Raw genomic sequence first — 14,787 nt, forward strand, 5'->3', positions numbered from 1 at the left:
CAGCCTACTTTAACTTGATTTTATGTTTAGCACTGGTCGCTCAAACAAGTTTTAGATCGGATTTTAAAACACCATAAACCAATTCATCTTGCCACTCGTCACCCATCTTATAATGCTCTTTTAACCAGCCTTCTTGTTGCATACCATAACGCTGCATCAATTTATAAGAGGCGGTATTTCGCGGGTCACAATAGGCAACCAGCTTATGGAACGGCCAGTGACTTGCTATGTGCGCAATTAATGCATCCATCGCTTCTGAGCCATAGCCTTTGCCATGAAAGTCCTTGTGAAATTTATAGCCAAGCTCAATTTGCTCATGAACTTTACTATGATACCGAAAGCCGACATCGCCAATTAAATCGCCAGTGTCGATAAGCTCCACCGCTAGTGCCATCCATTGGCCTTCTTCGCCAAGCCATGCTTTTTGAAAGCCAGCAAAGGCTTCTTTGACTTCGGCTTTAGTACCAATTGGACGAATATACTGCATCACTTCGGGATCCATCGCATAGTGACAGTAGGCTTCGAAGTCGCTCTCCAGCATGGGTCTTAATAGCAAGCGTTGGGTTTTAATTCTGGGGGTATCCATTTCTCTAGTCCACTTCTACAAACGTTTTTAGCATTGGAAAATACAGCGCTGTTTTCACTGGCAATACATCTAATGATTGCATTAACTGCCGATAATTGTGTAATTGTGGGCGGTAGCGCTCTACTTCCGATTGGATAAATTGATCAACATCCTGTTCAAGATGAGCTCCCGATTTGTAATCGATGATCCAGCGAACTCCCCCATCAATAAAAGTTCGGTCAATAACAAATGATTTGTATTGGCCATCGATTTGCCCAGTCAAAGCTAACTCGCAGGCGGCATCTTCATGCTCACGCAAGATCCAATCAGCTTGCGTATCGGATAATACGTTTAATAACCCCTGCTGTAAGCGCTCTTTGGCATATTGGGCCTGCTCTTTGCTCGAACCATGGGTGAGCAAATGTTGATAAGCTTTTTCGACAAAAGCCTCAATAGATTCAGCCGATAATTGCCATTGGTTTTTCGCTACTAACTCCAACTGGCGATGCATCAAAATACCAATGATCTTGGCAATGTCGGTAGCCCAATCAAATTCTAACTTTGTAGCTTCTGTTTTAAGTTGCTCAAAGGTTAGCTGGGATAATTCTGGCGAATAATCGGCATAAGCCCAAGCCGATGTTAATCTAGGCCAACCCTGTTCAGTGGTTTGTTGCTGCCTACTAATAGGCTGAACCGCAAGCTCTGCAAAGCGTAAAAAAGCTGATTCAATATGACGTTCAAAAATTGGACTCAACAAACTCATTAAACTGTCTGGAGCAAAATGGGTTTGTTGCCATTGCTCAGTCTTACTGCTCCAACTGACTTTGCCACAAGCGGTTAAATAAAGACGATGCTTGGCTCGAGTGGCCGCCACATACAACAGGCGTGCCGTTTCTAGCCGGTCTTTATCTTTAGAAAAGCGACTGACCAATTTATACAAAGACTCGAGTTGTCCTGCTTGATCGACCGGAGCTAGCAGATACTGACTCTGCTCAGTATCGCTTGGAAATTCTTCCCATATCATCAGTGGTTTATCATTCGAGCCGCCTTTTTTATCGAGTCTAGGCAGAAATACCGTATCAAACTCTAAACCTTTGGATTTATGCATGGTCATGATTGAGACTTGGCAATCATCGCCTCTTAACGCTGGCGAAAATAGCTTCTTTAGCGAATCTTCAACTTGTTGGTAATCATCTATTGCCCCAGCTTGTTCTAGCTTTGCAATATAATCCAAAGCGGTATAAAGTTGCTCACACTCGACAGTTTCCAACGCTAAAGCCCCGCCCAATTGCAACCACAAGGCTTCAAGCTGCATCGCTAGCGGTTGCTGATATAAACTTGCTCGATATTTCTGTATTTTAGGTGCTTGTCTTTGCAAAATGCGTAACGCGTCTTGCGACAAATTCTCCACCGACGCAAATTCCTCTAAAGCTTGAGAAAGATCTTCAGCAAAAGCTTGGTTGAGTAAGGTGATGTCTTTAAGACTCAGTCCAAACCAAGGCGTTTTAAAGAGTCCAATCCAGCCAATTTTATCGAGCGGATGCAGTAACACTCGCAACAAACTCATCAGATCTAACACAGGCTGTTTTAAAGCCAGTTGCTCCAACTCCTCTGCGACATAAGCAATAGCATTCGCTCTTAAAGCCTGAATAAGGGGCACTGCATGATTTCTAGCGCGGACCAATACCGCAATCTGTTGCTTAGGATCTTGCTCTAAACACTGCTTGATGGTTGTAGCAATAAAATCAGCTTCAGCATCGGCCGCATTTTCTTGCGAATAAAAAACTTCAAAGCTGACCAAATCCTGTGGTTGCTTGGCAATAGTGGATTCTGCAGTTGCCAGTTTTACAGCACCTAAAACCGGATCATCATAGTCAGGGAAAATCTTGGCGAAACTTTGATTGACCCAATTAACCACTAGTTCGCTGGAGCGGAAGTTACTGCTTAGCTGTAAAAATTCCAATGCAATATCACCAACTCCTTGCTCGCGGGCTTGAATAAACAAACCGACGTTGGCTTCACGAAAACGGTAAATGGACTGCATCGGATCGCCAACCACAAATAAGGTTCGGCCATCACCTGGTTGCCAGCCACTAGTCAACTGCTCAATCAATTGAAATTGACTAAAAGAAGTGTCTTGAAATTCATCTACCAAAAGGTGTGAAATGGCATAATCAAGTTTTAATGCTAATTCGCTGGGATTTTGGATGTCGCCCAAAGCACGGCCAGCGGCCATGGAAATTTCCGAATAGTCCACCTCTCCGTGATTTTTAAATTCCACTTTTAAGCCGGCAGCGGCAATTTGCATTAGCACTGTTAAAGACTCGATCACTTCCCATTGTTCTTGCTGCAAATACAAATCTGGAAAGTCGCGAATGGCTTTTAATTTTTCGGCCAGCAAGGGAATCGTTTTAAACTGTTCGAACAGCTCATTGGCCTGCATTTTTTGTTCACGCAGAACTGCTTCTTCCTCTTTAGTTTCTGCAACTTTTAATGCTGGTAAAGGTGCATTAGCGCGGAGAGTTCCTGTTTTCGTTAAACAAAAATTGGTTAACGACTTCCAAACCGTTACTTGCTCGCTAGTCGTCGCGGGCCATTGCTTAAGCGGTTTTAACGCTGCCAGTTCATGCTTTTCATCAAAATAATCGCTGGCAAAAATAATCGCTGACAGCAATTGTTGCTTTTGTTCATTGGTAAAAGCCAAGTCGAGTTGTTTTAAATTTGCTTTTAACAAATCTTTAAAACCTTGCTCTAAAACTTCGCGCTCATTAGCACCCTCTGCTTGCAGTCGTAGCCATTGGTCACGCTTAGCTAGTTGCTGCGCCAATAAGTCTTGCAGGTATTGCACCTTATTATCGGTATGAGCTAAAACACGATGCAGATGTTCCGCCCAAGACTCTTGGGTTTTTATCCCATCAATAACCGTTTTTGCCGCTTGTTGATAAAGATACTCTGGACGCTCAGTGGGACTTAGTTGACCACCAAAATTGGCCAAAATTGGCATTTGATTAGCCAGTGAAGCGCACAAAGAATCAAAGGTTTTGATCTGCAAGCGTTGCGGGCTTGACAATAGTTCCCAATTCAAATGCCGATCACGCTCAACTACCGCATTAGCAAGATTCCAAGTTAACACTTTATGCGGCTCAGTTGGCGACGGCTCAAGAGCACTGTATAACGCTTCGATAATACGATTTTGCATCTCGCGCGCGGCTTTGCGGGTAAAGGTGATCGCCACCACTTCTTCCGGATTTTCAACCAAACTGAGCAACTTTAATACCCGCTGAGTCAATAGCTCGGTTTTACCTGAACCCGCTGGCGCCTGCACGATAAAGGAGCCTTGATGATCGATCGCCTCTTGGCGCGCTTGCTGATCTCTGATCATCCTGCACCACCAGCACTATCAAGCTCATCATCTAGTATCTGTCGCCGCTGATTGATACGACAAGCCGAACTAAAATCGCAATAATCGCAGGTTCGCGGATTAACAATCGCAATGCCTTGCTTGATACCTTTTGCCACCGCTTCAAGCTGCAACTTCCAATTTTCGATAAAGCTGCTCATTGGCGTTTTTATGGCGCTGCGCTTACCGAGCGCTAAGTTTTCAATAGTATCGGCAATCCCTTGGTAGCGAGTTTCTTTAGCATTGATATTAAAAAAACTCACCCCTGCAACATTTTGTTCCTTCTGATTAATCGCGTATAAGGCCAATTGTGGCTCTTCAGGTGGTTCAGACAGCAGAGCCTTGCGCTGAGGATTACCCGTTTTGTAATCAATAATGAGCAAACCATCTTCAACCTGATCAATCCGATCCACTTGTAAGTTAAAAATCAATTCCGCCACTTCAATACTTTGAGTTTGTTCATGATGCAAAGGAGTAAATGGTAAACGCCGCGCGTCCACCATCAGCGCTTGGGTCAACTGTTGCAACAATCGATGTTTTTCGTTGGCAAAAAACGAGTCAATTTGCAGAAAGTACAAGCTCTGCTTAAATTCGATTAACACCTGCTCCAGATAAGGCAGAATAACTTCCAAAAGTTGCTGCTGGGTTTTATCCTGCAAGATCTCGCTCGAGGCTTGAGCTTTCCAAAAACGCTCTAATACTTTATGCACAATTTGCCCACGCTCTAAAGCGTTCAACCCTTCTTCAGCCTCTTCAAAAGCCTTGGCTCGCAGCCGATAGCTTAAATAAGCTTTGAAAGGGCAATTGATCTGATCCTTAAAAAATCCCGTGCCGCCTTTAATTTGCTTATCGGTCAACTCAATCCCCTGCTCATCTTGATATTCATCCAGTTGCAAGTTGCTCAACTGCCTTAAGGGGGTTGGTATCAATGAAGTATCTGCCGTCGCTGCTTGATGTCGATATTGACTCAACAAAGGGCTTGGTAATAATTCACTTTCCCCTTCAAATAAAGGATAAGAAACTGTTACCTGTGGGCTGGCTGACAATACACTAGTGAACAGCTGCTGCGCATAGTCGAGCTCTCTTTGTGCTGAGCAGCCGGGCATCTGGTGTTGTTTTAACAATGACTTCTCAATAAAAGGATTCGGATTAGCTTTGCTTGGCAAAACTTGATAGGTAGCACCCGTAAGCCATACTTTGTCAAACTCCAAGCCGACCGTTTCCAGCAGCCCCATAATTTGGATCGGAGCTTTAGGCTGTTCTTGATGAAATTGTTTTTCGGCTATCACAACCAACAATAACTCTAACAACTTGCTAAAACTAATGGCATCGCGATAAAACAATTGGTGGCTTTTTAAACCATTAAAACTCTCCAGCAAGCTTTGTTGGATTTGATATTCACGGCTGCTCAGCTCTCTATGACCAGGCCATTGTGCTGTCGCCAGTATTTTAGGAATTAACGACATCCACTCAGCGATCGACTTTGATTGTTTGGTCAGCTTTATAGCATTGCTGACATCGTCGATTAGCTCAGACAAGTTTCCTTCCGGATCATACTGAGCAATATCTTTTAGACTAAAGCGCGGCTTGGAACTTGCCCGAATAGCCACTTCGATTTTTGCTTTGTCGCGGGTTATTTTGCTATCGTTTCCCCAATAAGGACTCATCAAAAGTCGCCGCATGGTATCTCGTTCCACACTGCCATTGACTAATTTCAACAGATTGGTTGCTGTAGCAACTAGCGAATGCTTGGCTAACGGCTCGCCCAGTGAAAAGTCATAAATGCCCTCAATTGGCGAATCTTCTGGTTTAAAACAAGGGGTTAATTCTTGCCATAACAAGCGCTCTAGTAAGGGCTTATGCTGCTCAAGCTCGGGAACCACAATCGCATATTTATAATCGGGGTTACTCGTCGAATGCTCCAACACAGCGGCCTTAGCATCTAAAATAACGTGACGGAATTCTTCGCGCGCGTTGTTGAACTTGATAATACTGGGTTTAGTGGGAGGGCTGCTAGATTTTAGCCACTCAACCGCGCTAGACTGGCTCATCAAATCAAAAAGCTCTTGTTGCTGCGGTGTGATCTGTTCAAAACCCGCTAGATAAATCTTGTCAGGCAAGAATTCGGCTATCGAATCAAACTGTTGACTCAAAAGATTCACACTTGCCGCTGCGTCCAACCAATGATTATCCGCCAGCTTTTGCGAAAAACTATTGCTCCACTCAATAAAAGCTCGCAAATCTTTGTCCCAAGCAGCAGCTGGGTTAATGCTTAATTGCCACTGCTCATATTGCTGCCACGCCTGCCAAGCTTTTTTGGAAGTCGCCGGAATTTGCAATAAAAAGCTGTTCCAAGAGGATTGCTCGACGATTTCTTGCCACAGGTGTTGAGCTTGCTGCTCGCTTAAAACATACGGTAATGGCTCGCTTGTTGGCGAACGTTGCTCAGCAAGCCATTGCCATAATAAATTAGTCCAAGCGCCCCAGGGCATCACTTGCAAGCTATGCCATACGCTTTTACCGTCTCGATTTTGCTGTTTATTAAATTCTTCTCGCAAATGGCGCGACAAACGCTGACTTCCGGTAATGATCACGCTATTTTTCGGATCGATCTGGTTGAGTGGATAACTCGACTTCATATCAATAGATTATTAGTATTCTAGCCGTAGCTATTGGCAATTGACGATTAAGCGTCCACGGTGTTGGTTATCAATAAGCTCATCAAAATAAGGCGAGATTTCTTGCAAAGCAATTTCTTTACTTAAAATTTTATCGAAATCTGGCAAGGGCATTTCTTGACCAAACTGTTGCCACAATTGATTACGCAGCGGCATTGGGCAGTTGGTCGAGCTGACTCCCAACAAACTGACACCACGCAAAATCATCGGCAAAACGGTCGCATTTAATTGAGCGCTTTGCGCCAGACCAATACAAGCCACATTGCCCCAAAGCTCGATATTAGCCATCAATTTACTTAAGGTCTGGCCACCGATATTATCAATAAGTCCCGCATAAATGGACTTAGCTAAAGGCTTATCGCTTAGCTCTAACTCGTCTAGCGTTTTAACTTCGCTTGCGCCTAAATCTTTTAGGTAATCGTGCATAGAAGCTTGGCTGGTCAAGGCGAGTGTTTGGTAGCCTTTTTTGCTCAATAAATTAATCGCAAAGCTGCCCACCCCGCCGCTGGCACCGGTTACTACTATGGGGCCCATGTCAGGGGTTTGCCCATTCACCTCCATCCGATGAATCGCCAAAGCGGCAGTAAAACCGGCCGTACCAATAATCATCGCTTGTCGTGCCGAATAGCCTGCAGCTTGTTTCATCAGATAGTCACTATTTACTTTGGCATATTGAGCCAAACCACCATCAAAGCTTTCGCCCAAACCGCAACCGTTGACAATAACCGCATCGCCTGCCTGAAATTTATCCGATGCAGATTCCACCACCGTGCCCGCCAAATCAATCCCGGCATTTAACGGAAAGGACTTTAAAATAGCACCGCGCCCACTGGCGGCCAGCGCATCTTTGTAGTTGATGCTCGAATAATCGACCTTGATTAAGGTGTCTGCTTGACTTAACTCACTTGGCTCCATCTCAACTAACTGATGATGAATAGTTGGTTCCTTAAAAACACGGCAGGCTAAAAATGGCATAAAAATTCCTAAGTTGTGATTATTTTTCTAAAAGTAAGGTTAATTCTGGGCTCTAGCACCGCACGCTCCTTTGGCACTTGGTGCAACCAGTGGCTTTGCGTCTTACCTTTCATTAACAATAGACTACCAGATGTTAAGGCAATTTTGTGGCTTAATTTTGGCTTGGTTTTACGCTTTAGTTGGAAGCTACGCGTTGCCCCTAAACTGACCGAGGCTATCACTGGATTTTTACCCAGTTCCGGCTCATCATCACTGTGCCAAGCAACGCTATCCTGACCATCACGGTACAAATTTGCTAACACGCTGTTAAAAGTTTCACCGGTTTGCTGCTCAAGCAAAGACTTGACTTGCAGTAGCTCTGGTATCCAAGCCAATGGCGCATGCTCAACCCCTGAATAGCGGTAACGGGCTTGTGGATCGCCATACCAAGCCGTCAGTCGCGGCACTAGCCTATCCACACCCGCAATACGGATAGTTTCTTGTTGCCATTGAATCCGCCCATATAGCCGCTGGAAAAAAGCATCTGCGGTCTCGGCTAACTCATTACTAGGTGATAAAAATTCGGGCCAAAACAACAGCTGCGCATCTGGCAGGCTAATTTCTTCAACCGAATCGGCGGCTAATAAATCAAATTGCAGCATCAAGATAACCTGTTTTATTTTCCATAACGAAAAAGTGGCCAACCAAGCTAATGGTTGACCACTTTAGAAGCGTTAAAAAAGAACTTAATACACTATTATATTAAGCGTCTTCCCCTTCTTTGCTTTCAACCACTTCTTGTTCCCACTTCTTAGTAAACATACCAATCAGCAATACTACCGCGCCAACGCCAATACTGAAAGTCGCGATGAATTGGAACAAGCTAGGCATTTCAGCAACATTGTTTGGATCAAACTTACCCGCCATTAAGCCAGCGATAATATTACCAATAGAGTAAGTAAATACGAACAAGCCCATCATCTGACCCATGTAACGTCTTGGAGACAGTTTACTCACAGCACTTAAAGCAATTGGGCTTAAGCATAACTCACCCACCGTGTGTAAGAAGTAAGTTAAAATAAGATAGAAAGCCGCAGACTTACCACCGCCCGCAGCAACTTGAGCAGCAAAAATCATAACGATAAAACCACTACCCATAATGATCAAACCCACTGCCATTTTCAATCCATAGCCAGGAGTAACCATTCTTTGTCCTAATTTAATCCAGAAAGCCGCGAAGAATGGCGTTAATAGAATAATGAAAGCCGAATTAACACTTTGAAACCAAGTGGTTGGGATTTCAAAACTACCAATAAATCTATCGGTGTAATCACGAGTAAATAAGTTTAATGAAGAACCGGCTTGCTCGAATCCTGACCAGAAACAGGCCGAAGCCACACAGATAAGCAACAAGGCCCACATACCCTTCTTTTCAACTTGATTCAAATTGCCGCGGAAAAAGATAATGGCAAAGAAGATAAAGAAAGTTGCGGTTAACACGATTGCCGTTTGTTGAGCCAAGCTCACTGCATTAATTGAAATGGTACCAGCTAGAGTAAGAGCGGTAACAATAGCCACGCCAACTAAGAAGATGCCAATGCCAACCCAGCTTTTCTTACGCGCGCTTTCGCTAATTTCGACAGAAGGTTTGGCGCTTACTGCCGGTAAGTTTTTATTGGTTAAATAGAATTGGATTAGACCTAACGCCATACCAACCGCTGCCGCACCAAATGCCCAGTGCCAGCCAGCGTTTTCCATCAAGTAGCCACAAACGAAGTAACCGATTAATGAGCCAATGTTGATACCCATATAATAAATTGAATAACCCGCATCACGGCGCTCATCTTCACTGCTGTATAACTGGCCTACAACCGCAGTAATATTAGGCTTTAATAAACCAGTACCCAATGCCACCAGTATCAGACCAATAAAGAAGCTGCCTTCGTTTGGAATAGCTAACACTATGTGACCACACATAATGATAATACCGCCATACCAAATGGCTTTTTGTCCGCCAATTAGTCGGTCAGCAATCCAGCCGCCGGGTAGACCCATAAAATAAACTGAGCTGGTGTATAAACCGTAGATAGCCGCAGCCGTTGCAGCGGTTAGACCTAACCCACCTTCTTGCAAAGCCGCAGTCATAAATAGCACCAAAATGCCGCGCATACCGTAATAACTCATGCGCTCCCACATCTCGGTCATAAACAATGTTTGGAGACCCTTTGGATGACCAAAGAAGGACTTATCTTTTGATTGATCTGTCATTGAAATACCCTTAATACTCGTGATCTGTAACGCTTTTTCTGGAGAAAGCGCTTTTATAATTTATTCGAGAGCAGTTGGATCTGCCTAAATAAAGCCAATCATTGTTATATAATGCTCGGCATTCGTCCAGATCTTTTTATTGGGTGGGTTACTTCTTGCTAAGTTATTGAAAGTTAGTGTTTTAAGCGGGATTAGAAGGCCTTATTGTCGACTTAATCGAATATTATCAACTTTCCTAGCTGCCACATTGGTTCTAAAAGGGTTGATGTCCAAACCACCGCGGCGGGTATAGCGCGCATAAACGCTTAGCTGCTGTGGTTGGCAGTATTTCATTAGATCAGTAAAAATACGCTCTACACACTGCTCGTGAAATTCGTTATGGCTGCGAAATGAGATCAGGTATTTCAGCAAAGTTTCGCGATCAACTTTAGCACCTCGGTACTCAATCATAATACTGGCCCAATCTGGCTGATTGGTGATCAGGCAATTGCTTTTGAGTAAATGACTGAACAAGGTTTCTTCCACTATCTCATCGCTGCTGTTGGCTTTTAATAAAGTCGGATCATAGTCATAGCCCGTTATCTCAAGCTCTAAATCATCAATACAGAGTCCCGAAAAATCTTGCACTGGATACTGATACTGATACTGCTTAAGAGTTAATAGCTCAACCCTTACCTTACTCTTGACAGCTTGTGATAAATCTTTTTCAAGTGCCTCATGAACTTGAGGCCAATTATCAAAACGGGTTTGATTAAAGGAATTTAAATAAAGTTTAAAAGATTTCGATTCCACGATATTGACGCTATCAAAAGCAAATTCGAACAAACCAATGGCTACTTGCGGTTTTCCTTTGGCATCTAGCCACGACATCTCATAAGCATTCCACAGATCACTGCCAGTAAAGGGTAAGTCATTATTAAGCCCCAATTCATCGCGCTTAATCTGACGTGCGATCGGAAACAGCAAAGCCGCATCGTATTGCTCTGGATATTGGGTTGCTTTACCTAACGGGATGTCATCAGTCATAACAAATATACTTTCATAGTTAAGGCTACTTAGGCATTTGCCGTCTAAAATAGACCGTGATCTCCTCGCGGTCATGATAGAGATGTTTGGCCTGCCAAAAATAATCAATCTCTTGCGCTTCTAGTTGATCACAAATTTCACCAATACAATCCGAAACTTCTTGAAAACGCTTTTTCATGGGTAATTTCAAATTAAAGATCGCGTGTGCGGCTTTAGCCTGAAGCAACCATTTTGCCATTAAATTAGCGACCAGCGACGGCTTTTCCACCATATCACACACTAGGATCTGTACCGGTTTTTCTGGCAACCAGGTTAAGGCATTTTCTTTAAGATGAACCACCTGCTCAGTTGCCATCAATTTTTTATCCATCGGGCCATTATCAATAGCCGTCACTTGCAGCCCACGTTGCACCAGTTGATAGGTCCAACCGCCGGGCGCTGCACCGAGATCCACCGCAGTATGGCCTAAGCGAAATGTTGCCTTGCGCTGTTTATTCGACATCAGGACCTGAATCGCTTCGTCAAGCTTTAAACTGGAACGGCTTGGCGCATCTTTAGGCGATTTTAGCCGCAAAATACCACCCTTAAGATTGGAAGCCCTGCCCCATGGCGAATAACCCACTAGGCAGTGGTTATTCGCTAAAAAAGAATATGCAGCTGCAACTGGTTATTACTATCCGCGTCTTTTGCCAAAATTCCCTCACGCTCACAACTAATGGTCAATGGCGTGGTAATCTTCTTGCAAAATTTGGAAAGCTCGCGGCCTAAGCCACTATCTAGATGCTCCACCAACAAGGACTGGACAGTGTTCAGCTCCATAGCAGCTTCCACAATTGGGGTTACTCGATCGGTTGGCGCTAAGTCTTGTAACTCGGTCTTGGCCCAAAACCATTGACGCGTGAAAATTAACTCGTCTAAATCCAATTCGCTAAAAAAGCTTTCCGCGCTGGACTCATCAAACACATAAAAACGCACACAGCCATCGTTTGGCTTAGCATTGGCATAGCCTGCTAAATCCAACTCATTAGCCAGAGCCTGCACTTCTGCAGCACAATCATTCTCAAAGCCGGGACGGCAAAAAAAGATAAAAGGGCTTTGCATGGGAATCGGAGGTTACTATCATTACTACTATTTTAACAGCAATATAGATCTCTGTATAAAATTATCAACAGCCTATTCTTTACCTCTATTTGCCGCTTATCGGCATTTTAATACCACACAGAAGTAAAATTGAGCGTATTTATAGAAACTTTGGTGAAAATTGGGTAATGTTAAGCTGTCAAGAAATAACCTATGGTACGATTATGATGAAGCTTACACTATTAACACTGAGTATATTTGCTGTTGCCCAGAGTCAAGGAGCACTAGCCAATACCAGCAAAGAAAAAGATTCGCTTCTTAAGAATGGATTCTATGAAATTGACGAAGATAGAAGCGAAACCATCTCGAAAAAAGAAGCAAAAGACAATATAGAGAGTCTAGAATTCACCTCTATCGACTCAAATAATAACGGCGTTTTAACCATGGATGAGTGGCTCAAGTATTATAAACTCAAAAAAAGAGCCCAAAATTAGCGGCTTAAAGTGACTTATGTAACGCCAGCCCAAACCGCTGGCGTTTTTATTTATATATTTTTCCCAAAACTCGCTCTAAGATATAATGCACTTCTTGAGCTGAATAGAAATATTAGTGATATTCAGTTAAGCAATGTTAAAATCTCGTCCACTTAACCAGTATCCAACGATTACCTTGGTATTATGGCGCATTACAGCAAAGAGCAAATAGCCGATCTTAAAAATGACCTTACGATAACCGATCGAGTCTGCGGTTTTGATATGCAATTTAAAACCACTTGGGGACTCTTTTCGCCCAAAGCTATTGATGATGGCTCGCTGATGCTGCTCAAATACCTTGAGGTGCAAGCAACAGATAAATGCTTAGACCTAGGTTGTGGTTACGGAGTTTTGGGCTTAACCATGGCCAAACAAGCACCGCAAGGACAGACCATTATGGTCGATAAGGACTATTTAGCGGTAGAATACGCTAACAAGAACGCCCAACTCAATCAGCTACCTCATGCCTCTGCCCGCTTGAGTAATGGCTTTAGCGATGTTCCTGAGCGGCATTTCGATGTCATTGTTTCTAACATTCCGGCAAAGGTTGGTAATGAACTGCTGTATATCTTTCTCAACGATGCTTATGAGCGTTTAAAGCCGGGTGGAACTTTTTATGTGGTGACCATTACTGGCTTACGCAACTTTATGAAAACTGGCTTCAAAGAAGTATTTGGTAATTATAAAAAGCATAAGCAAGGGCCCGCTTACACCGTAGCTAGCGCCAGCAAAGGACCCTAACCAGCGTTTATCAACCCTAATATAGCTTGCGGCTTTCTTAAAAATTCAGCGTTAAAATTCGCTGTGACCTATGTCAGCATAAGTATGTCTAGCTTGTCATATTTTCTTCACAGTTTCTGTGGATAACTTTGGGGAAAAAATCTAGAAAAAGGCTCAAAAGCAACAAATTCAGGGCTTGCAGCACAAACTGTATGTTTTTTAACCAGCAAATACTCTTTTCCTTAAAAATCAATCGCTTATTAGTTTTTCTATAGCCTTTTTATACACCGCTCATTAAATAAACAGGCGCAAAGCCTTATTTTTAGGGCTCTTGCGCCGACTTGTGGATTTTTTTATTGGCTGTCGAAACTTTTTTCACTTTTTTTTTGTAAGTTTCTTGACAAAAACAAAGGTTAATTTCGTGGTAACTGGCAGGTTAGTAACTACTTTTCTTACAATCAGGTATGAAAAAACTCAGACCCAACAAGCTAATGTTGTAGATTTCATTGAGTAGTTGCTTATGCTTACTTAGCGGACAACTTCAGTAGGAGCCAGTAAAAGCGACTGAATACACCTTCGCTTTACATTGTATGCCAAACTCTTATGGCCTATAGTTAAGAAAAGGAGATTTTTATGTCTTTAAATAGCATCAGGATAGTTTCCAGCTCTAAATCATCAATTATGTTACCCTTTGCACTAGTTCTTTTTTGTGGACTCCCAGCGCAGAGCAGAGACAAAATCTCTGATATTAATACCGAATTAAATTTGAGGAAAAAAAGTTGTGCTGCAGTTACTCCTGCTACCTGGGAGTCTAGCCATTGTCAGCGAGCATGTGGTTTCGCAAATCCAAGAGCAGACCTCGTACTGATAGAACAGGTGCTAGCCCGCTGCCGAACCGCGCACCAGAATGCTGGAGCGAAGGCTATTGAAGCACCTACAGTGGCTGACAATAGGGACCGCGCGGCACTGATCGCAGAAGCTAAAGCCAAGAACGACTCTTGCAGGCGCGTTCGACCCGTAACGTCTGCATCCGAACAATGTAGCCGCCAATGCGGTGGTGCTGTGGGCCGAGGTGGCATTACCTTAACGGGCAGTTCTGAGTCAGCACAAAAATCGATACAGTTGTGCCGAGAGGCGCATGCCGCTGTGGGCTTTTCAACGGCCACTCCACCAAACTTAGAACCAACGGAGCAAGAGAAGATCAACGCAATGCCATCCAATGCAAGTTTTTGCCAACAAAAGGCACCATCTATAAAGTGTGGCTATGGTGATTTTTCTGATCGTAACGGCCTGTGCGCGTCTTTACGTGCTTGCGCTACCTCTTGTGTAAAACCCAATGTCAAAACAGAGCTAGAAAGTCGAAGAAAAATCGTTCGTGTGAAGGCGCGTAAGGCTATCGAACACTGTTATGACGCCTATACTCGTACAAAAGCATTGTTAACGAACTAGTGAGAACTCGCAAACGCCAGTTGAGGTAGATCGACTTTAAGCTTACAACAGAGCAATCAAAAAAGTAGACGACAAACTTTCCGATAGTGACCAATAGCGAATTAAGGCAGGGTT

At 43.5% G+C, this 14,787-nt stretch carries 12 protein-coding genes; 3 read left to right on the forward strand and 9 right to left on the reverse strand.

Annotated elements, in window-relative coordinates; translation table 11 throughout:
• Nucleotides 1-40 precede the first annotated feature (40 nt).
• From NFS34_RS00885 to NFS34_RS00925, 9 genes are all read right to left on the reverse strand, one after another.
• Entirely contained in the window at nt 41-586 is a 546-nt protein-coding gene (locus NFS34_RS00885; RefSeq protein WP_251357955.1) for a GNAT family N-acetyltransferase, read from the reverse strand.
• A gap of 4 nt (nt 587-590) precedes the next feature.
• A complete protein-coding gene (locus NFS34_RS00890) occupies nt 591-3,947 on the reverse strand; it encodes an exodeoxyribonuclease V subunit beta (RefSeq protein WP_251357956.1) in 3,357 nt (1,118 codons plus the stop codon).
• A complete protein-coding gene (locus NFS34_RS00895; protein ID WP_251357957.1) occupies nt 3,944-6,604 on the reverse strand; it encodes a PD-(D/E)XK nuclease family protein in 2,661 nt (886 codons plus the stop codon). Before NFS34_RS00895 ends, NFS34_RS00890 begins: the two co-directional genes overlap by 4 nt.
• 30 nt (nt 6,605-6,634) lie before the next feature.
• Entirely contained in the window at nt 6,635-7,618 is a 984-nt protein-coding gene (locus tag NFS34_RS00900) for a YhdH/YhfP family quinone oxidoreductase (protein ID WP_251357958.1), read from the reverse strand.
• Nucleotides 7,619-7,626: 8 nt separating this feature from the next.
• Nucleotides 7,627-8,259, reverse strand: a complete 633-nt coding sequence (locus NFS34_RS00905) for an alpha-ketoglutarate-dependent dioxygenase AlkB (protein WP_251357959.1) — start codon at nt 8,257-8,259, stop codon at nt 7,627-7,629.
• A gap of 100 nt (nt 8,260-8,359) precedes the next feature.
• A complete protein-coding gene (locus tag NFS34_RS00910; RefSeq protein ID WP_251357960.1) occupies nt 8,360-9,865 on the reverse strand; it encodes a peptide MFS transporter in 1,506 nt (501 codons plus the stop codon).
• Nucleotides 9,866-10,066: 201 nt separating this feature from the next.
• Nucleotides 10,067-10,891 carry an NADPH-dependent 7-cyano-7-deazaguanine reductase QueF gene (gene queF, locus NFS34_RS00915; protein ID WP_251357961.1) on the reverse strand — a complete coding sequence of 275 codons (825 nt, stop codon included), beginning with the start codon at nt 10,889-10,891 and terminating at the stop codon, nt 10,067-10,069.
• Nucleotides 10,892-10,916: 25 nt separating this feature from the next.
• Nucleotides 10,917-11,513, reverse strand: coding sequence for a 23S rRNA (cytidine(2498)-2'-O)-methyltransferase RlmM (gene rlmM / locus NFS34_RS00920; protein ID WP_251357962.1), 597 nt, complete (start codon nt 11,511-11,513; stop codon nt 10,917-10,919).
• Nucleotides 11,514-11,530: 17 nt separating this feature from the next.
• Nucleotides 11,531-11,992, reverse strand: coding sequence for a hypothetical protein (locus NFS34_RS00925; protein ID WP_251357963.1), 462 nt, complete (start codon nt 11,990-11,992; stop codon nt 11,531-11,533).
• 203 nt (nt 11,993-12,195) lie between these two features.
• On the opposite strand from NFS34_RS00925, the gene NFS34_RS00930 reads away from it, so the two are divergent.
• The 3 genes from NFS34_RS00930 to NFS34_RS00940 all read left to right on the forward strand — a co-directional run bounded on the left by NFS34_RS00930 (nt 12,196) and on the right by NFS34_RS00940 (nt 14,673).
• Nucleotides 12,196-12,465, forward strand: coding sequence for a hypothetical protein (locus NFS34_RS00930; protein ID WP_251357964.1), 270 nt, complete (start codon nt 12,196-12,198; stop codon nt 12,463-12,465).
• Nucleotides 12,466-12,648: 183 nt separating this feature from the next.
• A complete protein-coding gene (locus tag NFS34_RS00935) occupies nt 12,649-13,245 on the forward strand; it encodes a class I SAM-dependent methyltransferase (RefSeq protein ID WP_251357965.1) in 597 nt (198 codons plus the stop codon).
• A gap of 918 nt (nt 13,246-14,163) precedes the next feature.
• Nucleotides 14,164-14,673: a hypothetical protein gene (locus NFS34_RS00940; RefSeq protein WP_251357966.1), complete on the forward strand. Its 510-nt coding sequence runs from the start codon at nt 14,164-14,166 to the stop codon at nt 14,671-14,673.
• Nucleotides 14,674-14,787 lie beyond the last annotated feature (114 nt).

The organism is Kangiella sp. TOML190 (genome assembly GCF_023706045.1).
Classification (GTDB): Bacteria; Pseudomonadota; Gammaproteobacteria; order Enterobacterales; family Kangiellaceae; genus Kangiella.

What these genes read in the sequence shown, in the direction of transcription:
- NFS34_RS00885 (WP_251357955.1), bottom strand. Translation starts at nt 586, where the DNA reads ATGGATACCCCCAGAATTAAAACCCAACGCTTGCTATTAAGACCCATG.
- NFS34_RS00890 (WP_251357956.1), bottom strand. Translation starts at nt 3,947, where the DNA reads ATGATCAGAGATCAGCAAGCGCGCCAAGAGGCGATCGATCATCAAGGC.
- NFS34_RS00895 (WP_251357957.1), bottom strand. Translation starts at nt 6,604, where the DNA reads ATGAAGTCGAGTTATCCACTCAACCAGATCGATCCGAAAAATAGCGTG.
- NFS34_RS00900 (WP_251357958.1), bottom strand. Translation starts at nt 7,618, where the DNA reads ATGCCATTTTTAGCCTGCCGTGTTTTTAAGGAACCAACTATTCATCAT.
- NFS34_RS00905 (WP_251357959.1), bottom strand. Translation starts at nt 8,259, where the DNA reads ATGCTGCAATTTGATTTATTAGCCGCCGATTCGGTTGAAGAAATTAGC.
- NFS34_RS00910 (WP_251357960.1), bottom strand. Translation starts at nt 9,865, where the DNA reads ATGACAGATCAATCAAAAGATAAGTCCTTCTTTGGTCATCCAAAGGGT.
- queF (WP_251357961.1), bottom strand. Translation starts at nt 10,891, where the DNA reads ATGACTGATGACATCCCGTTAGGTAAAGCAACCCAATATCCAGAGCAA.
- NFS34_RS00925 (WP_251357963.1), bottom strand. Translation starts at nt 11,992, where the DNA reads ATGCAAAGCCCTTTTATCTTTTTTTGCCGTCCCGGCTTTGAGAATGAT.
- NFS34_RS00930 (WP_251357964.1), top strand. Translation starts at nt 12,196, where the DNA reads ATGATGAAGCTTACACTATTAACACTGAGTATATTTGCTGTTGCCCAG.
- NFS34_RS00935 (WP_251357965.1), top strand. Translation starts at nt 12,649, where the DNA reads ATGGCGCATTACAGCAAAGAGCAAATAGCCGATCTTAAAAATGACCTT.